The following is a 23,103-nucleotide window of genomic DNA, read 5'->3' as shown; positions in this document are numbered from 1 at the left end:
CGGGACATCAACCGGCAGTCAATGCCGTCTGAATCATACCGCGTGCCTGAGCTTCGGCTTCGGCGGCACGTTCCTGCGAGGAAAACGGCCCCATTTTGACGACATATTCGTAATGGCGTTTTTCAACTGATAGGTTCGGGTTTGATGCCGATGAAGCCAGGTTTTGGGCGGCTTGGTTCAGATAGGCTTGTGCTTCGTGTTCCGTACCGAAAGATTTCAAGTCGATGAAGATGTCTTTGTTTTCGGCAACCGGTGAGGATTTGCCCGGGACAATCTGTTCGATTTTGACATGTGCCGTCCCTTGGCTGACAAAGCCCAATTGTTGGGCCGCCGCTTTGGATACGTCGATGATGCGATTGCTGTGGAAGGGGCCGCGGTCGTTGATGCGGACGACGACGCTTTTGCCGTTTTTGGTATTGGTTACGCGCACATAGCTGGGGATGGGCAGGGTTTTGTGGGCGGCGGTAAAGGCGTTCATATCGTAGCGGTCCCCGCCGGAAGTTTTGCGCCCGTGAAACCTGCCGCCATACCATGAGGCGTTGCCGGTTTGCGTGAACTCGGCAACTTGGTTTATCGGCGTGTAGCGTTTGCCGGCGACTTTGTAGCTGCGGTTGGCGGAGGCGTGCAGTTTTTCTGCCTTGACCACTGCATCGGCGGATGCCGTCTGAAAGGAATGTGTGCCGAATGCGGCCGTGAGGAGGAAAAGGGTTTTTCGGGTTAAAGTCAAAACGTGTTCCGTTCTTGAGTTGAAGACGAATGGGCATTATGCCCTACGGACGCGTTCCGAACCGCCGCGCGCTGCGGCAGCGGTTCGGAATGCGTCCGAACGGTTTTCAGACGGCATGAACTTGCGTTCAAACGCCGCCTGCATAACCGTGTTGCCGCCACGCTTCAAAGAGAATCACGGCGACGGTGTTGGAAAGGTTCATACTCCGGCTGCCGGGCTGCATGGGCAGGCGGATTTTTTGTGCGGCGGGCAGGCTGTTGAGGATGTCGGCAGGCAGTCCGCGCGTTTCCGGCCCGAACAATAAAACGTCGCCTTTTTGAAACGCGGTTTCATCGGGGCGCGCCGTGCCTTTGGTGGTCAGGGCGAAAATGCGTCGGCCTGCCAGCGACTTGAGGCAGTCGTCGAAGTTTTCGTGCACCGTCAGGCTGGCGAACTCGTGGTAGTCGAGCCCGGCGCGTTTCATTTTGGCGGAATCCAATGGGAAGCCGAGCGGTTTGACAAGGTGCAAATCCGCGCCGGTATTGGCGCACAGGCGGATGATGTTGCCTGTGTTCGGGGGGATTTCCGGTTGGTATAAAACGATGGTAAACATAAATATCAATCACTTATAGGCGCGTAACCTTGCCATAAGGCGGATGGGGTGTCAAAAAATTTAGTTATTTTTTCATTGGCGTGCGTGCCAGCGTCCAGCAGCAGATTCGGTTTGCGCCCGATTTTTTCAGCGTCTTTGCCAATTCGTCCAGCGTCGCGCCGGTGGTAAAGACATCGTCGATTAACAAAATATTACAGTTTTTCGGCGGCGGTGTGCGGATTTCAAAGGCGTTTTTGATGTTTCGCCGCCGTTCGCCGCCTTTGAGCGTGCTTTGCGGCGGACGGTGGTGTCGGAATACGGTGTGTCGGGGCAGTATCCGCCAGCCGTAGCGTTGCGCCAACAACCCGACGATGCTTTCGCTTTGGTTGAACCCGCGTTGCAGCAGCCGCTCCCTGCTTAGCGGAACGGGCAGGACGAAATCGAAACATTCGTCTGAAAGTCGGTCGGGCGGATTCTGCATCATCAGGTTTGCCAACGGGCGAACCATGCCCAAATCAGCCAAGTGTTTCAGCGCGCGTATCATATTGCTGACGGGTGGTTCGTAATGCAGCGAGGCCCACATCCGGTCGAATGCGGGCGGTTTCTTTTGGCAAATGCCGCACGCCGATCCGCCTTGGATGTGTCTGAAACACAGGGGGCAGCTGTTTGCCGCGTCGGTGCGGAAACTTGCCAAATCGGTATTGCAGCTGGCGCAGATGCCGTCTGAAACGTCTGATGAATCGTGGCATAATACGCAGTGTCTGACTGCGGCCGCGTCTGCGATGCGCCGCCAACAAGAGAGAAAATCCATGCCTGATGCCGTCAAAAAAGTTTACCTGATACACGGTTGGGGGGCGAACCGCCATGTGTTCGACGACCTAATGCCCCGTCTGCCTGCGGAATGGGCGGTGTACGCACCCGATTTGCCCGGACACGGCGACGCGCCCTTTGTGCAACCCTTCGATATTGAGGCAGCCGCCGACGCTGTTGCCGCACAAATCGATACGCCGGCTGACATTCTCGGTTGGTCGCTCGGCGGATTGGTTGCGCTGTATCTGGCGGCCCGCCATCCCGGAAAAGTCCGTTCGCTCTGCCTGACGGCGAGTTTCGCGCGGCTGACGGCTGACGAAGATTATCCCGAAGGGCTTGCCGCGCCTGCATTGGGCAAAATGGTCGGTGCGTTCCGTTCGGATTATGCCAAACATATCAAACAGTTTCTACAATTACAGCTTTTGCACACGCCTGATGCCGCCGAAATCATAGGCAGAATCCTGCCCGATTTGGCGCGCTGCGGCACACCCTCCGCCTTACAGGAAGCTTTGGACGCAGCGGAAAGGGCGGATGCGCGGCATTTGTTGGACAAGATAGATGTTCCGGTACTGCTGGTGTTCGGCGGTAAAGACGCGATTACGCCGCCGCGCATGGGTGAATATCTGCACCGCCGTTTGAGGGGCAGCAGGCTGGTTGTGATGGAAAAGGCGGCGCATGCGCCGTTTTTGAGCCATGCGGAAGCGTTTGCCGCGCTGTACCGCGACTTTGTTGAAGGGGTTTGAGATGAACCATCAGGACGCACGCTGGCAGGTTCACCGCCATCTTGCCGAATATACCGACCAACGCCTGACACTCGTCCGCAACGCGCCCAAACATATCCTGCTTGCCGGTGCAGATGCGGACATCAGCCGCAGCCTGCTGGCGAAACGCTATCCGCAGGCGGTATTTGAAGAATACGATTCCCGTGCGGATTTTTTGGCGGCTGCCGCAGCCGCGCGCAAGGGCGGTTTTTGGCAAAGGTTTACGGGTAAGGGCGTGGTGCAGCACTGCCAATCCCCGACCGCGCCGCTGCCCGAAGCGTGTGCCGATATGTTGTGGTCGAATCTCGGACTGTTGGCGGCGGAACAAATCCTTCCCGTGCTGCACAACTGGGCGCGCGCGCTGAAGACGGACGGGCTGCTGTTTTTCACCTGCTTCGGGCGCGATACCTTAGCGGAACTGAAATGCCGTCTGAAAGAAAACGGCATTGAAAGCCGCAGCGCGCTTTTCCCCGATATGCACGACTTGGGCGATATGCTTGCCGAAAACGGGTTTTACGACCCCGTTACCGATACGGCGAAGCTGGTGTTGGATTACAAAAAGGCGGAAACGTTTTGGGCGGATATGGACACGCTGGGCATCTGGCGGGCGATGGCGTGGAACGATGAAAACGCCGCGCGTTCGTGTGTCGGGACAATATTTGAACGGGAAGGCGGTTTGAGTATTACGCTGGAAACAGTGTACGGACACGCCGTGAAAAAACTGATGCTGCCGCAAGGGGAGAACGTGGTGCAGTTTTTTCCGAAGAATGGCTTAACTAATCCATCAGTAAAAGAAGGGATAAGGGTAAATAAATGAATGAGTTAAATGGAAGGATTTTATCAGTAAAGGGGCTTTTCTTCATATGTGACGAAACGGATCTTGATATTGATGTCCAACGTCCCGATGAAATACAGTTTGATTTGGAAGGGATCCCTGTTTTATTTAAATGTAATGGCAGCGAACCGAATCTGTCTTATGAAATCAACAAGGAAGCTGAAAACGTATCTTTAGGTAGTTATGGAGAGCTTAAAATATTCGATTTAACCGATTTTGATTTTTTTGGTTTCCTTAAAGATGAAGACCTATTGGAAATGAGAAAACTATATCTTGATGATGATGAAATCGGGTTTCGGCTAATTTTTTCCCAATCAGTGTTGAATATGATTAATTGGGGAGATGAATTTTTCTTGTTTAAAAACTTACCCGAATTTTTAATAAATGAAAATCTCCATGAATAAAAATTTAGGGGCTGTACTAGATAAGATGATGTGCAGATGCCGTCTGAAGCCGTCTGAAGCCGGTTTCAGGTTTCAGACGGCATTTATCTGTGAAAACCGACAGAAATAAAGGAAATGCCGATGTATGCCGATGCCGGAGACGTATATTGCGTCTATAACATCAGACTGAAGCAGTACACTGCCTGCCAGGTTACCCGAGTTGAAGAACATGGTGGCAAAAAAACACATGCAACCCTGCTGGCTTTGGACTGGCAGGGCAACAAACCGCTTGGGGCGGCGGAGCTGGCGGATTTGAAACCGCTTTACAAAGACTTTATGTATTGGGAACGCGGTCTGCACATGTATAAGGCAAGTGCCGTCGTGCCGACGGGATATGTACGGGTTGGGAATACCGCGCCGCTGGTCGGCGAAGACACGCAGCGGTATGCCTCTTTTTGGGGCGACGGCTACGACGTGTACCGTCAGTTGAGATGGCAGCAGATACCCGAAAAACAGAGAAAGGCATTCAAAAAAGCCGCCAAAAGCAAAAAGACCGTGATGTTTGCCGGACGGGAATACGGCATATCCAAACAGAATTTGAGCGATGTTTGGGATGATTTTGAAGACGCGATGGAACTGAAGGCGTTTCCCTGCCTGTCTTCGCTGTTTCTGACCAAATGGCATAAAAATCTATATGAATATCTGGAAGAATATCCGTTTATCACCCGATTGTGTCTGGAAAACCACGGTCAGACCGTGCTGGATTTCAGCAATACGCGCATAACCGACCTTTCTGTCGATATGACCGGAGTGGAATCGCTTTATCTGAACGAAGGCTTGGACAGCCTGAGTCTGAAAGGCGAAATCAAGGAAAACTGCAAGGTCTGTACCGCCGAAAAGGGCGCGGGTCTGATTTTGGAAGTGGGCAAAAGCGTTCCCAAAGTGCGGGGTTTGGAAAACCTGACCGCCGTCAACGTCATGGGCATTGCCGATTTCGATATGCAAAACCTGTCGGAAACGTATCCCAAGCTCAAAACCATACGGCTGTGGGGCAAACCGGGCAATATCGCCAATTTTTCCGCCGTATCGGGATTTGAGGATTTGGAAGTGTTCACTACCGTAGATTTGTTCGGTTTCGGCGCGGACGACATCCCGCATCCCGACCGGCTGCCGAAGCTTCACAGGCTGTGGATGAGCAGCCTGCCCGAAGAGGCGGCGAAGGCAGTGAAGAAACTTTATAAGAAACGGAAGGAAGACGGTCTAGACCTGTGGATAGAAAAAGCCCGAAAACCCGAATGGCTGGCGCAAAATTTCGACAACCCCTTCCGCGATTGGGACGGCGCGGAGCATATCCCGAAAAGCCATGCCAAAAAAGCGGCGGAGCTGTACCGGAAAACCCGTGCCGGCGTGGTCAAACTGCTCGGCAATCCGCCTGAAAACATAGGAGAGGAGCTGGCAGAGGCGGTCAAAGCCTATACCGGAGGTTTCAACAAAATGGACAAAAAACACTTTATCGACACGGTAGAACGGGAAGATATTGCCGAGGCGTTGGAAACGATATTGAACCTGATACCGGAGGGGGCTTGTGCTGACAAGGAAAAACTGTTTGAAATATTTGATAAAAACAGGAATTTTTAAATAGAGGCAATGCCGTCTGAAACTTGGTAACGGGCTTCAGACGGCATTTTGTCCCAACACCGCCAACACCGCCGCACCGTAACGTGCGGCTTTTTCTTCGCCCACGCCATATACGGCGGCAAGCTCCGCCAAACCTTTCGGCTGTTTGGCGGCAATGGCGCGCAGGGCGGCTTTGCTGAGAATGCGGTAGGGTTCGGACTGTTCGTGTTTTGCCGTTTCGTTGCACCATTGAATCAGGGCGCGCATCAGGCGGCGTTTGTGTTTGGCGGTTTCATCGATGCCGTCTGAAAACGGACGGTAGACGGCGAGGATGTCCCGTCCGTATTTGGCGGCACGTACGCTGCCCAAACCGTGCACGCCTTCGAGGTCGGTTTCTGGCGTATCGGCAAGCATATCGGCAAGGCTTTCGTCGGAGAGGACGGCATGCAGGGCACAGTTTTCCGCCGTTGCCGGTTTATACCGCTAGGCTTCGAGTTTTTGACGCAGTTGTTGTTCGCGTTCGGTTTGCGGACGGATGACGGCATCGTGGCCAAAGTCGGCGGCGTTTTGGCAGATTTTGAGTATGCCGTGTCCGAAACGGTCGATTTTGGCTTCGCCCAAGCCGTAGATGTCGTGCAGCCCGTTGAGGTCTTGCGGCATTTTTTCGACAAGGTCGCGCAGGGTTTTGTCGCCGAAAATCATATAGGCGGGGATGCCTTTGGCTTCTGCCTGTTTCATACGCCAAACGCGCAATGCCTGCCACAGGCGTTCTTCGCGTTCGGTACGCAGCCAGTTGTCTTTGAGGGTACGAACGGCGGGCTTGTCGCGCTTGAGCGGACGCAGCATCACTTCGGTTTCGCCTTTGAGGACTTTTTTGGCGGCTTCGGTCAGTTGCAATGCCTGATATCGGGTAATGTTGACGGTGAGGTAGCCGAGGCTGATGCACTGGCGGATGACGCTGCGCCATTCTTTGTCGGACAACTCCGTACCGATGCCGAAGGTGGACAGTTGTTCGTGCCGGTTGCCGCGTATCCAATCGTCGCTTTTGCCGCGCAAAAGGTTGGTGATGTAACCGGCGGCAAAACGTTGTCCGGCGCGGTACACGCAGCTGAGTAATTTTTGCACCAACACCGTGCCGTCAAACCGCACGGGCGGATGCAGGCAGTTGTCGCAATGGCCGCAGGGTTCGGATTCTTCGCCGAAATGTTTGAGCAGCAGTACGCGGCGGCAGGCGGCGGTTTCGCAGACGGAAAGCATGGCATCGAGTTTTTGCATTTCGATTTGCTTTTGCACTTCATCGCTGTTGCCTTCGGCAATCCGTTCGCGCAGCAACACCCAATCGTTCAGGCCGTAACACAGCCAGCTCACGGCTGGCAGCCCGTCCCGGCCGGCGCGCCCCGATTCCTGATAGAAATGTTCGACACTCTGGGGCATATCGAGATGGGCGACAAAGCGCACGTCGGGTTTGTCTATGCCCATGCCGAACGCCACGGTCGCCACCACGATAATATTGTCTTCATGCGTAAAGCGGTGTTGGTTTTCCTCACGTACGTCCATGCTCAAACCGGCATGATACGGAATCGCGTTTAATCCGTTTTCACGCAAAAACTGCGCCACATCTTCAACCTTTTTGCGGCTTAAGCAATACACAATGCCGCTTTGCCCCGTCATTTCTTTACGGATGAAATCCAGCAATTGTTTTTTGCCGTTGTTTTTTTCGATAACCTGATAATAAATATTCGGGCGGTCAAAGCTGGAGACAAATTCGGGCGCATCGTCCAAGTGCAGATAATGCTTGATGTCGGCGCGCGTGGCCGCATCGGCGGTGGCGGTCAGGGCGATGCGCGGGACGTTCGGATAGCGTTCGGCAAGCATGCCGAGCTGTTGGTATTCGGGGCGGAAATCGTGTCCCCATTGGCTGACGCAATGTGCCTCATCAATGGCAAACAGGCTGACGGTTTGTTGGTCGAGAAAACGTAAAAAGCGGTCGGTAACCAAGCGTTCCGGTGCGACATAAAGCAGTTTCAGACGGCCTTGGGCAAGCTTGTCGGCAATTTCGCGCGCCTCATCTGCCGATGTGCCGCTGTTGACTGCCGCCGCTTCGATGCCGGCCACATGCAGGCTGGCCACTTGGTCGTTCATTAGCGCAATCAGCGGCGATACGACAACCGCCACGCCTTCGCGCATCAGCGCGGGAATCTGGTAACACAAAGACTTTCCGCCGCCCGTCGGCATCAGCACCATCAAACTCTCGCCGCCGGCCAAAGCATTGACGATAGCCTCCTGCCTGCCGCGAAATTCAGGATAACCGAATACTTCGTGCAAAATCTGTTTGGCGGTCGGTCGGTGCATGATGGTTCCGTGCTCGGTAAGGATGTTGATCGGTCGGCGGCAATATGCCGTCTGAAATCGGGATTTAGAAGAGTTTGCCCACTTCCGCCTCAATATCGCCGGCACGCATGAACGTTTCGCCGATCAGGAAGGTGTGCACGCCGCGCGCCCGCATAAATTCCACATCTGCCTTACCCGTAATGCCGCTTTCGGTAACGACGGTTTTGCCTTCCAGCGCGGGCAGCAGCGACAGGGTTTGGTCGAGGGAGACTTCAAAAGTCCTCAGGTTGCGGTTGTTTACGCCCCACAACGGCGTGGTCAGGTTGCGGCATTTTTCCAATTCGGTTTCGTTGTGCAGCTCGAGCAGGACGGTCATGCTCAATTCGTGCGCTACCGCTTCAAAGCGTTCCAATTGTTCCTGTTCCAGTGCTGCGGCAATCAGCAGGACGGCATCCGCCCCCCATGCGCGCGCCTGATAAACCTGGTATTCGTCGATGATGAAGTCTTTGCGCAGCACGGGCAGCGATACGGCTTCGCGCGCCTGTTTGAGGTATTCGGGTGAGCCTTGGAAATAGGGTTCGTCGGTCAGTACGGACAAACACGCCGCTCCGGCGTTTTCATAGGCGCGTGCAATCTCGGCAGGGCGGAAGTCCGGACGGATTAACCCTTTGCTCGGGCTTGCCTTTTTGATTTCGGCTATGACGGCGGGCAGGTTTAGGCGGTGTTTGCCGCGTATCGAATCGATGAAGCTGCGGACGGGCGCGGCTTCTGCGGCAAGTGCGCGGATGTGTTCGGCGTTGACGGCGGCTTTTTGAGCGGAAACTTCCTGTGCCTTGGTGGCAAGGATTTTATTGAGGATGTCGGTCATGTCGGGTTCCGTATTCGTCTGGGAAAGGGGGAATATTAGCATCAAACCGTTAACGCCTGTTTGTGCGGAAGCTGTCGAAATAGGACAGGACGGTCTGCGGCAGCCATTGCAGGTGCAGCCTGCCGCCGGTGCTGCTGACAAAGCCGACATGACCACCGTGTGCTGGCTGGAACAGGGTAACGGCTTCGGACACTTCGTCCGGTGTCGGCAGCACTTCGGGCGGCAGGAAGGGGTCGTTGACGGCATTGAGCAGGAGCAGCGGTTTGGCAACGTGTTTGAGCAGCGGTTTGCAGGAAGTTTGGCGGTAGTAGTCGTGCCGGTCGGCAAAGCCGTGCAGCGGTGCGGTGAAGCGGTCGTCAAACTCGCCCAGTGTTTTGCACCCTGCGGCAAATGCCGTCTGAAAACCTTGGAGCGATTTTGCTTTGGGTATCAGGGTGCGGAGGAAGTAGCGCGTGTAGAGCAGCCGCGTGATGCCGCTGTCGAAGCGTCTGCCTGCCGCCTCTGCATCGACGGGGGCGGATACGGCGGCCGAGGCGTGCGGCAATGCCTTTTTGCCCTGTTCGCCCAAATATTTTGCCAGTGCGTTGCCGCCCAGCGATACGCCGACGGCGTATATTTCACGGTAACGTGCGGCGAGCGTGTCCAAAGCAAAGGCGATTTCGGCGGTATCGCCCAAGTGGTAGAACACCGGAGCGGTGTTGGCAATGCCGCCGCAACTGCGGAAATGGACGACTGCGCCGTTCCAACCCCGATTGCGTACCGCGAGCATCAGTTCGACCGCGTAATGGCTGCGGCTGCTTCCTTCCAAACCGTGAAACAGCACGACCAGCGGCGCGTCGGGCGAAATGCCGTCTGAAAAGTCGTAGGCGGTTTTGGTTTTGCCCGTGCTGTCGGGAAGCAGCTCGCGGCGGTATGCGGGCGCGGGGCGTTGCAGGAATTTGGCGGCAATCGTGTCGGCATTGCCGTTGCGGAGGAAAAACGGTGTGTCCGGCGGTGTCAGAATCATAAGGTATCGGTTTTCTTGTTTTCAGACGGCATTGATGATGCGGCAGACCGTCCGTCCGGTGCGGACGCGGGGGATGCGCGCCCGAATATAGGCGCGGAAAAAGCGTTTGCCGAAAAAGGATATCGGCATCGGTCAGCTTTCCACGCGTTTGAAATGGCGCGGACGGAAGCCCAAAGCCGCCAGAGATGCGAAATACAGTCCGCCGCCGACGGCAATCAGGATGCAGAGCTGCCCCGCTTTCCGCATTCCGCCGGCGTGCGCCCATTCAAACGGCAGGTAAGCCTGCGCCGCCCACAGTCCGCCGCACATCACGGCGAGCGCGAGCAGCATTTTCGCCAAGAACGCCGCCCAACCCCTGCCGGGCCGGTAAATGCCGTGTCTGCGCAACAGGAAGAACAACAATCCGGCATTGATGCACGCGCCCAAACCGATGGCGAGCGAAAGCCCGGCGTGTTTCAACGGGCCGATAAAGGCAAGGTTCATCAACTGCGTGCAGATAAGCGTGAAGATGGCGATTTTGACGGGCGTTTTGATGTTTTGCCGCGCATAGAAGCCGGGTGCCAACACTTTAATCATGATTAAACCGATTAAACCGAAAGAATAGGCAATCAGCGCGTGTTGCGTCATCTGCGCGTCAAACAGTGTGAATTCTCGGTACATAAACAGCGTTGCCACCAGCGGGAACGACAACACCGCCAGTCCGACCGCCGCCGGCAGCGTCAGCAGCATGCACAGGCGCAAACCCCAGTCGAGCAGGGCGGAAAACTGTTCCGTATCTTGGTTTGCCGAGTGTTTGGACAAAGTCGGCAGCAAAATCGTACCGAGTGCCGCCCCCAGCACGCCGCTGGGCAGCTCCATCATGCGGTCGGCGTAATACATCCATGAAACGCTGCCCGATTGCAGATAAGACGCGAAAATCGTGTTAATCACCAAAGAAATCTGCGCCACGCTCACGCCCAAAATCGCAGGCGCCATCTGTTTCATGACGCGGTTGACCGCCGCATCTTTGAAATTCAGTTTGGGCAGTTTCAAAAAACCCAGTTTTGCCAGCCAGGGCAGTTGGAAGCCGAGTTGCAAAATGCCGCCGACAAAGACCGCCCATGCCAGTGCGGTAACGGGCGGATCGAAATACGGCACGAAAAACAGCGCGAATACGATAAACGACACGTTCAGGAACGTGGGCGTAAACGCCGGAATGCTGAATTTATGATAGGAATTAAGTACCGAGCCGACAAAAGAGGAAAGTGAAATCAATAAGATATAAGGAAACGTAATCCGCAGCAAATCGATAGAGAGCTGAAATTTGTCGGCATCTTTGGCAAAACCGGGTGCGGAAACATAAATTACCCAAGGCGCGGCAAGTATGCCCAGCGCGGTAACGATGACCAGTACAAACGACAGCATCCCCGCCACATGGCGGATAAAAGCCTCCGTCGCCTCTTTCGAACGCGTTTCCTTATATTCCGCCAAAATCGGCACAAACGCTTGGGCAAACGCCCCCTCCGCAAACACGCGCCGCAGCAGGTTGGGCAGTTTGAATGCGACAAAAAACGCATCCGTCGCCATGCCTGCGCCGAATGCCCGCGCAATGACCGTATCGCGCACAAATCCCAAAACGCGCGACACCATCGTCAGGCTGCCGACTTTTGCCAAAGCTCCCAGCATATTCATCATTGTTCCTCAACAGTCGTACCCGTTTGGGGCAACGGCGCGTATTGTACGACAGAAACCGCTTCAGACGGCATCGGGTTTGATGCCGTCTGAAGCGGTTTCCCGAAACGAAAGCTTCCTTTTCCGGCGGCAAACTGTATCAACACGCGGAAATGCAATAAAATAGCCGGATTCCGATTGATTTCCAATCATCCATTTCCAACATCACGGAGAGCCGTATGAAATCCAGACACCTCGCCCTTGCCGTTGCCGCCCTGTTCGCCCTTGCCGCGTGCGACAGCAAAGTCCAAACCAGCGTCCCCGCCGACAGCGCGCCTGCCGCTTCGGCAGCCCCCGCCCCCACCGGACTGGTCGAAGGGCAAAACTACACCGTCCTTGCCAACCCGATTCCGCAACAGCAGGCAGGCAAAGTCGAAGTGCTCGAATTTTTCGGCTACTTCTGTCCGCACTGCGCCCACCTCGAACCGGTTTTGAGCAAACACGCCAAGTCTTTTAAAGACGATATGTACCTGCGTACCGAACACGTCGTCTGGCAGAAAGAAATGCTGCCGCTGGCACGCCTCGCCGCCGCCGTCGATATGGCTGCCGCCGACAGCAAAGATGTGGCGAACAGCCATATTTTCGATGCGATGGTTAATCAGAGAATTAAGCTGCAAGAGCCGGAAGTCCTCAAAAAATGGCTGGGTGAACAAACCGCCTTTGACGGCAAAAAAGTCCTTGCCGCCTACGAATCTCCCGAAAGCCAGGCGCGCGCCGACAAAATGCAGGAGCTGACCGAAACCTTCCAAATCGACGGTACGCCCACGGTTATCGTCGGCGGCAAATATAAAGTCGAATTTGCCGACTGGGAGTCCGGTATGCACACCATCGACCTTTTGGCGGACAAAGTACGCGAAGAACAAAAAGCCGCGCAGTAAGCCTATCTGAAAAATGCCGTCTGAACCCGATTTCAGGTTCAGACGGCATTTTTAGTTTCAAGCGTTCGGAGGGCAGTTTCTTAGAACGTGAAACCCGTTTCCAGTTCTTCATCGCCGACCAAATCGACCAGCAGCGCGTAGAGCGGGGCGAGTTCGGCATAACGGCGCGACACGCGGCGCAGGTAATTGAGGAAACGTGGGATTTCGGGACGGTATTTGTCTTTGCCGTCGCGGTAGTACAGTCGCGCAAAGATGCCCGCGACCTTCAAGTGCCGCTGCACGCCCATCCATTCGAACCGGCGGTAAAACTCGTCAAACGCTTCGGGGACAGGCAAGCCGGCAGCCCGCGCCTTTTCCCAGTAGCGGATAACCAAATCCAAAACAAACTCTTCTTCCCATTCGATAAAGGCATCGCGCAACAGTGACACCAAATCGTAGGAAATCGGGCCGTAAAGCGCGTCTTGGAAGTCTAAAACGCCCGGCCTGCCGCGCGTCAGCATCAGGTTGCGGACGATAAAGTCGCGGTGCACATAGACTTTGGGTTGCGCCAACAGGGGCGGCAGCAGCGTATCGACGGTCTGCTGCCAAAGTTGGCGTTGTTTGAATGTTAATTCGCGCCCCAATTCTTTTGCGACAAACCATTCCGGGAACAGGTTGATTTCGCGCAGCATCGTTTCACGGTCATATTCGGGCAAAACCCCTTCACGGCTTGCCTTTTGCAATTCGACCAGCTCGCCGATGGCCTCCAGCAGCAGTGCTTTGTGTGCCGTTTCACCCTGTTCCTGAAGCATCGCGGTTAAAAACGTCGTATTGCCCAAGTCGTTCAATACCACAAACCCCAAATCCGTGTCCGCGTGCAATATCTGCGGCACATTGACCATGTCAAACAGTTTCTGAACTTTCAAATAAGGTGCGATACTCATCTTGTCGGGCGGCGCATCCATGCAGACGACGCTGCCGCCGTCTGAAAACGCCGCACGGAAATAGCGGCGGAAATCCGCATCCGCCGCCGCAAAAGTCAGATCGAAGTCCCGTTCGGGATAGACGGTCTGAAGCCAATTTTTCAGTTCGATTTGTCGTTGCATAACAGTACTAAAGCATTTCAGGTTACAATAAACGCTATTCTAACTGGCAAACCGACCTGAGGGGCAATTTTGGCTCGTTTATTTTCACTCAAACCACTGGTGCTGGCATTGGGCCTCTGCTTCGGCACGCATTGCGCCGCCGATACCGTTGCGGCGGAAGAGGCGGACGGGCGTGTCGCAGAAGGCGGCGCGCAGGGCGCGTCCGAATCCGCACAAACTTCCGATTTGACCCTCGGCTCGACCTGCCTGTTTTGCAGTAACGAAAGCGGCAGCCCCGAGAGAACCGAAGCCGCCGTCCAAGGCAGCGGCGAAGCATCCATCCCCGAAGACTATACGCGCATTGTCGCCGACAAGGTGGAAGGACAGTCGCAGGTGCAGGTGCGTGCCGAAGGCAACGTCGTCGTCGAACGCAACCGGACGACCCTCAATGCCGATTGGGCGGATTACGACCAGTCGGGCGACACCGTTACCGCAGGCGACCGGTTCGCCCTCCAACAGGACGGTACGCTGATTCGGGGCGAAACCCTGACCTACAATCTCGAGCAGCAGACCGGCGAAGCGCGCAACGTCCGTATGGAAACCGAACAAGGCGGACGGCTGCTGCAAAGCGTCAGCCGCACCGCCGAAATGTTGGGTGAAGGGCATTACAAACTGACGGAAACCCAATTCAACACCTGTTCCACAGGCGATGCCAGCTGGTATATCAAGGCCGCTTCCGTCGAAGCCGATCAGGAACAGGGTGTGGGCGTTGCCAAGCATGCCTCGTTCGTATTCGGAGGCGTTCCCCTTTTCTATACGCCTTGGGCGGACTTCCCGCTTGACGGCAACCGCAAAAGCGGTCTGCTCGTTCCCTCCCTGTCCACCGGTTCAGACGGCATTTCCCTTTCCGTTCCCTATTATTTCAACCTTGCCCCCAACTTCGATGCCACTTTCGCCCCCGGCATTATCGGCGAACGCGGCGCGACGTTTGACGGACAGGTACGCTACCTGCGTCCCGATTACAGCGGACAGACCGACCTGACCTGGCTGCCGCACGATAAGAAAAGCGGCAGGAACAACCGCTATCAGGCGAAATGGCAGCACCGGCACGATATTTCCGATACACTTCAGGCGGGTGTCGATTTCAACCAAGTCTCCGACAGCGGCTACTACCGCGACTTTTACGGCAGCGAAGAAATCGCCGGCAACGTCAACCTCAACCGACGCGTATGGCTGGATTACAGCAGCAAGGCGGCTGGCGGCATTTTGAACGTCGGATTGTCGGCACAAAAATACCAGACGCTGGCAAACCAAAACGGCTACAAAGACAAACCGTATGCCCTGATGCCGCGCCTTTCTGCCGATTGGCATAAAAACGCAGGCAGGGCGCAAATCGGCGTGTCCGCACAATTTACCCGCTTCAGCCACGACAGCCGCCAGGACGGCAGCCGCCTCGTCGTCTATCCCGACATCAAATGGGATTTCAGCAACAGCTGGGGCTACGTCCGTCCCAAACTCGGACTGCACGCCACCTATTACAGCCTCAACCGCTTCGGCAGCCAAGAAGCCCGACGCGTCAGCCGCACTCTGCCCATCGTCAATATCGACAGCGGCATGACCTTCGAACGCAATACGCGGATGTTCGGCGGCGGAGTCCTGCAAACCCTCGAGCCGCGCCTGTTCTACAACTACATTCCTGCCAAATCCCAAAACGACCTGCCCAATTTCGATTCGTCGGAAAGCAGTTTCGGCTACGGGCAGCTCTTCCGCGAAAACCTCTATTACGGCAACGACCGCATCAACGCCGCCAACAGCCTTTCCGCCGCCGTACAGAGCCGTATTTTGGACGGCGCGACGGGGGAGGAGCGTTTCCGCGCCGGCATCGGTCAGAAATTCTATTTCAAGGATGATGCGGTGATGCTTGACGGCAGCGTCGGCAAAAACCCGCGCAGCCGTTCCGACTGGGTGGCATTCGCCTCCGGCGGCATCGGCAGCCGCTTCATCCTCGACAGCAGCATCCACTACAACCAAAACGACAAACGCGCCGAGAACTACGCCGTCGGCGCAAGCTACCGTCCCGCACAGGGCAAAGTGCTGAACGCCCGTTACAAATATGGGCGCAACGAAAAAATCTACCTGAAGTCCGACGGTTCCTATTTTTACGACAAACTCAGCCAGCTCGACCTGTCCGCACAATGGCCGCTGACGCGCAACCTGTCTGCCGTCGTCCGCTACAACTACGGTTTTGAAGCCAAAAAACCGATAGAAATGCTTGCTGGTGCAGAATACAAAAGCAGTTGCGGCTGCTGGGGCGCGGGCGTGTACGCCCAACGTTACGTTACCGGCGAAAACACCTACAAAAACGCCGTCTTCTTCACCCTGCACCTGAAAGACTTGAGCAATGTCGGCAAAAATCCCGCAGACAGGATGGATGTCGCCGTTCCCGGCTACATCCCCGCCCACTCTCTTTCCGCCGGACGCAACAAACGGCCCTGACCGTCGGAAACCCGGCAGGAGCACCGTTCCCGCACAAGACGGCATTCCACCGACAACCCCAAACCCGCCATCAAAGGCAGGTTCAAACGATAAGGAAAGAATGATGAAAATCAAAGCCCTGATGATTGCCGCCGCATTGCTGGCAGCAGCCGATATCCACGCCGCACCGCAAAAGGCAAAAACCGCACCTGCCAAAGCGGTCAAAGCTGCCGCCACGGCGCAAAAAGAAGCCGCACCCGCACAACAGCAGGGCGGTATCCGCTTTTCAGACGGCATTGCCGCCGTTGCCGACAACGAAGTCATCACCAACCGCCGGCTTGCCGAAGCCGTTGCCGAAGCCGAAGCCAACCTGCCCAAAGACGCGCAGATAAGCGAATCCGAGCTGTCCCGACAGGTGCTGATGCAGCTTGTCAACCAATCCCTGATCGTACAGGCGGGCAAACGCCGCAATATCCAAGCGACCGAAGCCGAAATCGATGCCGTCGTCGCACAAAATCCCGCCCTCAAAAATCTCAGCCCCGCCCAACGCCGCGAGCTTGCCGACAACATCATTGCCGAAAAAGTCCGCCAGCAGGCAGTGATGCAAAACAGCCGGGTAAGCGAAGCTGAAATTGATGCCTTCCTCGAGCAGGCGCAAAAACAAGGCATCACCCTGCCCGAAGGCGAGCCGATGCGCCAATACCGCGCCCAACACATCCTGATTAAGGCCGACAGCGAAAACGCCGCTGTCGGTGCAGAAAGCACCATCCGCAAAATCTACGGAGAGGCCCGCAGCGGCACAGACTTTTCCAGCCTGGCGCGCCAATATTCGCAAGACGCGAGCGCGGGCAATGGAGGCGATTTGGGCTGGTTTGCCGACGGCGTGATGGTTCCCGCCTTTGAAGAAACCGTCCGCAGCCTCAAACCCGGCCAAGTCAGCGCGCCCGTACGCACCCAGTTCGGCTGGCACATCATCAAGCTGAACGAAGTACGCGAGGCCGGCACGCGTCAGGAACGCGTCCGCAACGCCGTGCGCCAATACATCTTCCAACAGAAGGCAGAACAGGCAACCGTCAACCTGTTGCGCGACCTGCATTCCGGCGCATACATCGACATCCGCTGAAACGGTTTGAAGCAAAAAGCCATACTGATCGGGCAAAAATTCGGGCGGTATGGCTTTTTGGATTTCGAGTTACTTTTACACCGTCATTCGTCATTCCCGCGCAGGCGGGAATCTAGGACGTAGAATCTAAAGAAACCGTTTTATCCGATAAGTTTCTGTGCCGAAGGGTCTGGATTCCCGCCTTCGCGGGAATGACGGCATATCGGTTTCGGTGAGGACAAACCTAGATTCCCATCTGCGCAGGAATGACGGGATTTTAGATTGCGGGTATTTATCAGGAATGACGATTTAAAAGTTGCCTGAAACCTAAAAGCAACTGAAACGCAAAAACCAAATCCGCGCCTGCTGGGGAATGATGAAACAAAGAAGGCAGAAGTAAGGAATCAGGATTTTTTCCTTGAATCTGCGAAAATTATTCAGTAATTGAATGTTATTGTTTTACAATGCAGGCTTACGGTTGGGAAGCATATTTTCCGCATAAGCCGGAAAATGGCAGATTAATCGTAATTTCACGCTTTGTATCATATTAAACATAGGAATTTTAATGATGAAAAAATTATTGGCACCGTCAGTGCTTTCCCTGCTGGTAATCGCGGGGGGGGGGTAGTTTCTAGCTACTCACTTGCAGCGACGAATTCTGATGAGACTGCGGTTGTTGCAACAAATGACGGAAAAACGGCAGATGCTGAAAACAAAAAACTGAAACGCGGTTTGGCGGCACAAGCTGCGTTAAGCGGTTTATTCCAACCCTACTCTGTCGGCAAGGCAAACGTTACCGCCGCTGTGGGCGGTTATCGGTCGCAATCCGCATTTGCCGTCGGTGTCGGTTACCGTTACAACGAAAAATTTGCAACAAAAGCAGGATTTGCCTTTGCACCCGGCGGCGGTGCGGCTTATCACGCCGGTGTCAATTTCGAATGGTAAGTGCCTCTAAATATTTAGCGGTAAAACATACGCTTATTAAACGGTAAGCGTGCAGGCAATGCCGTCTGAAACCTGAAACAGGCTTCAGACGGCATTTTGACGCACGAAATCGGCAGATATGACGGAAATGGAAAATACCTATCTTGTCATTTCAAAACTTCAAAATCACGGCGTTATCCGAAATCACAATCATCTCTCCGCCGTCATTTCTGCGCAGGCGGGAGTCCGGTTATTCAAAATCACAGCGTTATCTGACACAACAACAATTTTTCCATCGTCATTCCCGCGCAGGCGGGAATCTAGCAACGAAAAGTAACAGGAATTTATCGGGAATGGCTGGAGTTTAAAGGTCTGGATTCCCGCTCAAGCGGGAATCCGGTTATTTAAAACCGCAGAGATTTATCCGAAGCAACAACAATCTTTCCATCGTCATTCCCGCGAAAGCGGGAATCTAGAAACGAAAAGTAACAGGAATTTATCGGGAATGGCCGGAGTTTAAAGGTCTGGATTCCCGCTTTCGCGGGAATGACGGCATATCGGTTTCCGTACGGACAGACCTAGATTCCCACCTGCGCGGGAATGACGGGATTTTAGATTGCGGGTATTTATCGGGAATGGCGGTTTGGAAGTTCATTGAAACGGAAAAACAACGGAAACCCAAAAAACCGGATTCCCGACTGTGGGAACGATGAGATTCGGGTTTCTGTTTTTGCCGGAGTTTGCCGTATCGGGCTTCAGACGGCATTGCCTGCCGTTTTGCCCCCGGGTGCGGCTGCCTTGATGTAGTTGAGCGAGACAAACTGCTTCTCGGCATCCAATTCAGTGATTTTGAACAATGCCTGCGATTTGGGCAGCGCGTCAAACGGAATACCGGTCGCGCGCGTGACCAGCGGCAGGCCTTCGATGCGGACGAGGTCTTCTTTGAGGATGGTGGCTGTCAGCTCGCTCGTGCCTTGCTGTTGCAGGTAAACCAGGCTCCAGTAGGCTTCCATTTGGCGTTGGAAGTCGGCGTAGGCTGTATAGGCGGCATCGAAGTCGCGCAGGGCGGCGAAGAGTTCGGCATCGCTGTTTTGATACAGCGGTTCGGCAGAGTCGTCAATCAGGCTGATCAGCTGCTTTTGGTTGATGTAGTCGGCGGCACGGCGCAGCGGCGAGGTAAACCAGCCGTAATGTTGCACGCCCATGCCGATGTGCAGTTCGGATTTGGTGCTCATGCGCACTTTACCTGCCGGTTGGACGCGGAAAAGGCCGGGCAGCTCGTTTTCGTCCAGCATTTGCGCCCAAGTGCTGTTGGCAAGAATCATCATCTCGCTGACCAGCATGTCGATGGGCGAACCGCGTTCGCGGCGGACGACGGATACGTTGCCCGCCTCATCCAATTCGATGCTGTAATCGTATTGTGGTGCGCGGTCGGGTTCGTATTTGCCGCGCGCTTTTTGCAGGGCGGTGGCGAATTGATAGAACCAAATCAGGTCTTGATGGTGGGCAAACATCATTTCGCCGGTTTCGTCTAAGCCGGTTTCGGCGTTGAAATGCGGCTCGATGGTTTGGATACGCAGGTTTGCGGCGATGTTGACGGCTTCGATTTTGCAGGTCGGCTCGCCGACGTTGAACTCGCTGTCCACATCGAAATAAATGCTGACGGCAGGGCGGTATGCGCCCGCATCAAGGCTGAACGCGGCAATCCAGTTTTCAGGCAGCATGGTGATTTTGCCGCCGGGGAAATAAACCGTGCTTAAACGTTCCATAATGTTTTTTTCCATTTTGTCGCCTTGTTTAATGGCAAGCGACGGCGCGGCGATGTGGATACCGACGCGTTTCATGCCATTGCCCAAGTCGGTCAGGCTCAAGGCATCGTCCACTTCGGTAGTCGATTCGTCGTCAATGGAAAAGGCGGTAACGTCAGCCTTGGGCAAGTCGGGCATTTCAGGAAGCGGAAGGTCGGGGAAGCCTGTTCCTTTGGGGAAATATTTGATTTCAAACCCGTCTTGCAGGTATTGAGGGATAGAGGTAATGCCGCACGTTTTTTTCGCCAGTTCGTAGGCGGAGATTTTCAGCTCGTCGGCGGCTTTGGTAAAGGCTTTGTAGGTCAGCGACTGCTTGTCGGGCGCGTGTAAGATGGTTTTCAAATCCGCCGCGATTTCAGACGGCATCTCGCCGCGTTTCAAGGCTTCCGCCCAAGCGTCGATTTGCGCGTCTTGCTGTTTTTTGCGTTCGATGGCGGCAAGCGCTTGTTTTAAGGTTTCTTCGGGCGCGGCTTTGAACACGCCTTTGGCTTTTTTGTAGAAATACATCGGCGCGGCGTACAGCGCAATCAAGGTCGCCGCCAGCTCGGTTTTGGTCGGCGTGTGGCCGTAATATTCTTCGGCGATGGCTTCGGCGGTAAATTCCTCTTCGCCGCATACTTCCCACAATAAATCGGTGTCGATGTCCGCCGCCTGCGCCTGCGCGTTCTCCAAAAACGCCGCCATATCGCCGTCAAACTCGGCAAAGACGTTGTTTGCCTTCACTTTGGTGCGTTTGCCGTGTTGGGTATCGACTTGGTAGGTGGCGTCGTTTTTTTGGACGACGGCGGCGACTTTGAATTGGCCGGACTCTTCGTAAAAGATATTCATCGTGTTTCCTTTTCGGTTGAAACCCCAACCTTTAGGGCGGTAGAATCAGAATTTATTTGGGAGGGGCGCAACCCCTTCCAAATCAGGGCAACACATAGGGCGGTGCTTTATGTGCCGTCCTGTGTGTTGAAACATTTTTCGGATTTTTCTGTGGAAACTCAAGCGGGCGATTTTAGCAGATTACCGAAAATGCCGTCTGAAAAAAGGTTTGGCGCGGCTTTGCGGTGCTTGCGTTGCGTTTTTGACGGGGTACAATCGCCGTTTTTAAACGGAGGACGGAATGGGGAATACAAACCGTGTGCCGGAGCAGGCGCGTTACGATGCCGAACGCCGGCAGGCAGACGAAGCATTGGCGGGCGTGTTTCCGGCAGTCAGTATCTTCGGCAGCGCGCGCACGCCGCAGAATCATGCGGATTATGCGTTCGCCTGCCGTCTGGCGAGGCGGCTGTCGGATTCGGGCATTGCCGTCATTTCGGGCGGGGGGCCGGGGATTATGGAGGCGGCAAACAAGGGCGCGTTTGCAGGGAAATCGGTTTCGGTGGGGCTGAACATTTCCCTGCCGCACGAGCAGAAACCGAATCCGTATCAGGACATCGCCTTGCGGTTTTCCCGTTTTGCCGAACGCAAGGCGGTGTTTTTCCGCTATTCCCAAGCATATGTCGTGATGCCGGGCGGCTTCGGGACGCTGGACGAATTGTTTGAAATCCTGACCTTGGTGCAGACGGGCAAAGTGCCGCCGCGTCCGGTCGTTTTGGTTGGAAAGGCGTTTTGGTCGGGCTTGGCGGAGTGGATAAACGCGCAGCTTTTGGCGCGCGGCCTGATTTCCGAAGGGGCCGCTTCTTTGTTCGCCATATCGGACGACGAAGACGAAATCGTCGCGTATCTGTCGGAACACGGTCTTCAGACGGCATAGCGTCCTGAGAGTGATGTATAATTGCAAACAATTTAACAATTTTTGATGTCTTTTCCGAACAGGATGCCGAAATGATCAACCCCATCGCCTCGCTTTCCCCCCTAGACGGCCGTTATGCCCAATCCGTTGAAGCATTGCGCCCGATTTTTTCAGAGTACGGTCTGATGAAGGCGCGCGTCAAAGTCGAATTAAACTGGCTCAAAGCCCTCGCCGCCGAGCCGGAGATTGTTGAAGTGCCGCCCTTTAGTGCCGGAACGCTTGCCGAAATCGACAAAGTCATCGAAAACTTTTCATTGGAAGACGCAGCCGCCGTCAAAGCCATCGAAGCCACGACCAATCATGATGTCAAAGCCATCGAATATTGGCTGAAAAAACGTTTTGCCGAAGTGCCGGAAGTCGCTGCTGCCAGCGAGTTCATCCACTTCGCCTGCACCAGCGAAGACATCAACAACCTGTCCCACGCCCTGATGCTGCAAGAGGCGCGCGAAACCGTCATCCTGCCCAAACTTGCCGAAATCATCGAAAAACTGACCGCTATGGCGCACGACCTTGCCGCCGTCCCGATGATGAGCCGCACCCACGGCCAGCCCGCCACGCCGACCACTTTGGGCAAAGAAACCGCCAATATCGTGTACCGCCTGCAACGCCAGTTTAAAATCCTTCAGGCGCAAGAGTTCCTCGGCAAAATCAACGGCGCGGTCGGCAACTACAACGCCCATATGGCGGCCTATCCCGATGTGGATTGGGAAACACACTGCCGCAACTTTGTCGAAATCAGCCTCGGTCTGACCTTCAACCCCTATACCATCCAAATCGAACCGCACGACTATATGGCGGAGTTTTTCCAAACCCTCAGCCGCATCAACACGATTCTGATCGACTTCAACCGCGATGTTTGGGGTTATATTTCATTGGGTTACTTCAAACAAAAAGTCAAAGCGGGCGAAGTCGGTTCTTCCACGATGCCGCACAAAGTCAACCCCATCGACTTTGAAAACTCCGAAGGCAACCTCGGTATGGCCAACGCCGTATTGGGTTTTTTGGCGGAAAAACTACCCGTCTCACGCTGGCAGCGCGATTTGACCGACAGCACCGTCTTACGCAATATGGGCGTGGGCGTGGGCTATGCCGTGTTGGGCTTCGCCGCCCACCTGCGCGGTCTGAACAAGCTCGAACCCAACCCTGCCGCCCTTGCCGCCGATTTGGATGCCACTTGGGAGCTGCTCGCCGAGCCGATTCAAACCGTGATGCGCCGTTACGGTGTCGCCAATCCTTACGAAAAACTGAAAGACCTGACGCGCGGCAAAGGCGGCATCACGCCCGAAGTGCTGAAAGTCTTCATCGGATCGCTGGAAATCCCTACCGAAGCCAAAGCAAAATTGCTTGAGCTGACCCCCGCGCTGTATGTGGGCAAGGCTGAAGCGTTGGCGAAACGGATTTGAGCGTTTATTGAAACCGATGCCGTCTGAACGCGCGTTCAGACGGCATTTTT

Annotated in this window: 18 protein-coding genes and 1 pseudogene; 10 read left to right on the top strand and 9 right to left on the bottom strand. The window is 55.0% G+C overall.

Annotated features, from left to right (window positions below; genetic code table 11):
- Positions 1-7: 7 nt before the first annotated feature.
- From Q3O12_RS03850 to Q3O12_RS03840, 3 genes are all read right to left on the bottom strand, one after another.
- A complete protein-coding gene (locus tag Q3O12_RS03850; RefSeq protein ID WP_301669431.1) occupies positions 8-727 on the bottom strand; it encodes a septal ring lytic transglycosylase RlpA family protein in 720 nt (239 codons plus the stop codon).
- Positions 728-854: 127 nt separating this feature from the next.
- Positions 855-1,319, bottom strand: coding sequence for a tRNA (uridine(34)/cytosine(34)/5-carboxymethylaminomethyluridine(34)-2'-O)-methyltransferase TrmL (trmL, locus tag Q3O12_RS03845; protein ID WP_301669429.1), 465 nt, complete (start codon positions 1,317-1,319; stop codon positions 855-857).
- Between the two features lie 64 nt (positions 1,320-1,383).
- Entirely contained in the window at positions 1,384-2,109 is a 726-nt protein-coding gene (locus tag Q3O12_RS03840; RefSeq protein WP_301669428.1) for a ComF family protein, read from the bottom strand.
- Between Q3O12_RS03840 and bioH the strand changes: the two genes are divergently transcribed.
- The 4 genes from bioH (at position 2,108) to Q3O12_RS03820 (ending at position 5,725) form a co-directional block, all read left to right on the top strand.
- Positions 2,108-2,851 carry a pimeloyl-ACP methyl ester esterase BioH gene (gene bioH / locus Q3O12_RS03835; RefSeq protein WP_301669426.1) on the top strand — a complete coding sequence of 248 codons (744 nt, stop codon included), beginning with the start codon at positions 2,108-2,110 and terminating at the stop codon, positions 2,849-2,851. The two genes, Q3O12_RS03840 and bioH, sit on opposite strands and share 2 nt — an antisense overlap.
- Position 2,852: 1 nt before the next feature.
- The gene (locus Q3O12_RS03830; RefSeq protein ID WP_301669424.1) at positions 2,853-3,686 is read left to right on the top strand and encodes a class I SAM-dependent methyltransferase; all 834 of its coding nucleotides are present in this window, start codon (positions 2,853-2,855) and stop codon (positions 3,684-3,686) included.
- Entirely contained in the window at positions 3,683-4,108 is a 426-nt protein-coding gene (locus Q3O12_RS03825; RefSeq protein WP_301669423.1) for a hypothetical protein, read from the top strand. The genes Q3O12_RS03830 and Q3O12_RS03825 overlap by 4 nt, the downstream gene beginning before the upstream one ends.
- Positions 4,109-4,228: 120 nt before the next feature.
- Positions 4,229-5,725 (top strand): gliding motility protein, encoded by a 1,497-nt coding sequence (locus Q3O12_RS03820; protein ID WP_301669421.1) that lies wholly within the window; start codon positions 4,229-4,231, stop codon positions 5,723-5,725.
- A gap of 36 nt (positions 5,726-5,761) precedes the next feature.
- On the opposite strand, the pseudogene recQ reads toward Q3O12_RS03820, so the two are convergent.
- The 4 genes and pseudogenes from recQ to murJ form a co-directional block, all read right to left on the bottom strand.
- Positions 5,762-8,056, bottom strand: a pseudogene (recQ, locus tag Q3O12_RS03815) (DNA helicase RecQ).
- Positions 8,057-8,120: 64 nt separating this feature from the next.
- Positions 8,121-8,903: an indole-3-glycerol phosphate synthase TrpC gene (gene trpC, locus Q3O12_RS03810; RefSeq protein WP_301669419.1), complete on the bottom strand. Its 783-nt coding sequence runs from the start codon at positions 8,901-8,903 to the stop codon at positions 8,121-8,123.
- 49 nt (positions 8,904-8,952) lie between these two features.
- Positions 8,953-9,909: a YheT family hydrolase gene (locus Q3O12_RS03805; RefSeq protein WP_301669416.1), complete on the bottom strand. Its 957-nt coding sequence runs from the start codon at positions 9,907-9,909 to the stop codon at positions 8,953-8,955.
- A 132-nt stretch (positions 9,910-10,041) separates the two neighbouring features.
- Positions 10,042-11,580: a murein biosynthesis integral membrane protein MurJ gene (murJ, locus tag Q3O12_RS03800; protein ID WP_301669524.1), complete on the bottom strand. Its 1,539-nt coding sequence runs from the start codon at positions 11,578-11,580 to the stop codon at positions 10,042-10,044.
- Positions 11,581-11,798: 218 nt separating this feature from the next.
- On the opposite strand from murJ, the gene Q3O12_RS03795 reads away from it, so the two are divergent.
- Complete coding sequence (locus Q3O12_RS03795) at positions 11,799-12,497, top strand: thiol:disulfide interchange protein DsbA/DsbL (RefSeq protein WP_002247316.1); 699 nt, start codon at positions 11,799-11,801, stop codon at positions 12,495-12,497.
- Positions 12,498-12,577: 80 nt separating this feature from the next.
- On the opposite strand, the gene amgK is transcribed toward Q3O12_RS03795, so the two are convergent.
- Positions 12,578-13,582 (bottom strand): N-acetylmuramate/N-acetylglucosamine kinase AmgK, encoded by a 1,005-nt coding sequence (amgK, locus tag Q3O12_RS03790; protein ID WP_002247317.1) that lies wholly within the window; start codon positions 13,580-13,582, stop codon positions 12,578-12,580.
- 69 nt (positions 13,583-13,651) lie between these two features.
- On the opposite strand from amgK, the gene Q3O12_RS03785 reads away from it, so the two are divergent.
- From Q3O12_RS03785 to Q3O12_RS03775, 3 genes are all read left to right on the top strand, one after another.
- Complete coding sequence (locus tag Q3O12_RS03785) at positions 13,652-16,057, top strand: LPS-assembly protein LptD (protein ID WP_301669414.1); 2,406 nt, start codon at positions 13,652-13,654, stop codon at positions 16,055-16,057.
- A 100-nt stretch (positions 16,058-16,157) separates the two neighbouring features.
- Positions 16,158-17,159 carry a peptidylprolyl isomerase gene (locus tag Q3O12_RS03780; RefSeq protein ID WP_301669413.1) on the top strand — a complete coding sequence of 334 codons (1,002 nt, stop codon included), beginning with the start codon at positions 16,158-16,160 and terminating at the stop codon, positions 17,157-17,159.
- Positions 17,160-17,675: 516 nt separating this feature from the next.
- The gene (locus tag Q3O12_RS03775; protein ID WP_300905476.1) at positions 17,676-18,083 is read left to right on the top strand and encodes a YadA C-terminal domain-containing protein; all 408 of its coding nucleotides are present in this window, start codon (positions 17,676-17,678) and stop codon (positions 18,081-18,083) included.
- Positions 18,084-18,817: 734 nt separating this feature from the next.
- Here Q3O12_RS03775 and Q3O12_RS03770 read toward each other — a convergent pair.
- Positions 18,818-20,698, bottom strand: a complete 1,881-nt coding sequence (locus Q3O12_RS03770) for a ribonuclease catalytic domain-containing protein (RefSeq protein WP_301669412.1) — start codon at positions 20,696-20,698, stop codon at positions 18,818-18,820.
- 280 nt (positions 20,699-20,978) lie between these two features.
- Between Q3O12_RS03770 and Q3O12_RS03765 the strand changes: the two genes are divergently transcribed.
- Together Q3O12_RS03765 and purB are read left to right on the top strand one after the other, a co-directional pair.
- Entirely contained in the window at positions 20,979-21,611 is a 633-nt protein-coding gene (locus Q3O12_RS03765; RefSeq protein WP_301669411.1) for an LOG family protein, read from the top strand.
- A gap of 71 nt (positions 21,612-21,682) precedes the next feature.
- Entirely contained in the window at positions 21,683-23,053 is a 1,371-nt protein-coding gene (gene purB, locus Q3O12_RS03760; protein WP_301669410.1) for an adenylosuccinate lyase, read from the top strand.
- Positions 23,054-23,103: the final 50 nt, after the last annotated feature.

It is taken from the genome of Neisseria benedictiae (assembly GCF_958267435.1).
Classification (GTDB): domain Bacteria; phylum Pseudomonadota; class Gammaproteobacteria; order Burkholderiales; family Neisseriaceae; genus Neisseria; species Neisseria bergeri.
Note: the sequence above shows the minus strand (reverse complement) of the source record. Positions and strands in the feature narration are given on the sequence as shown.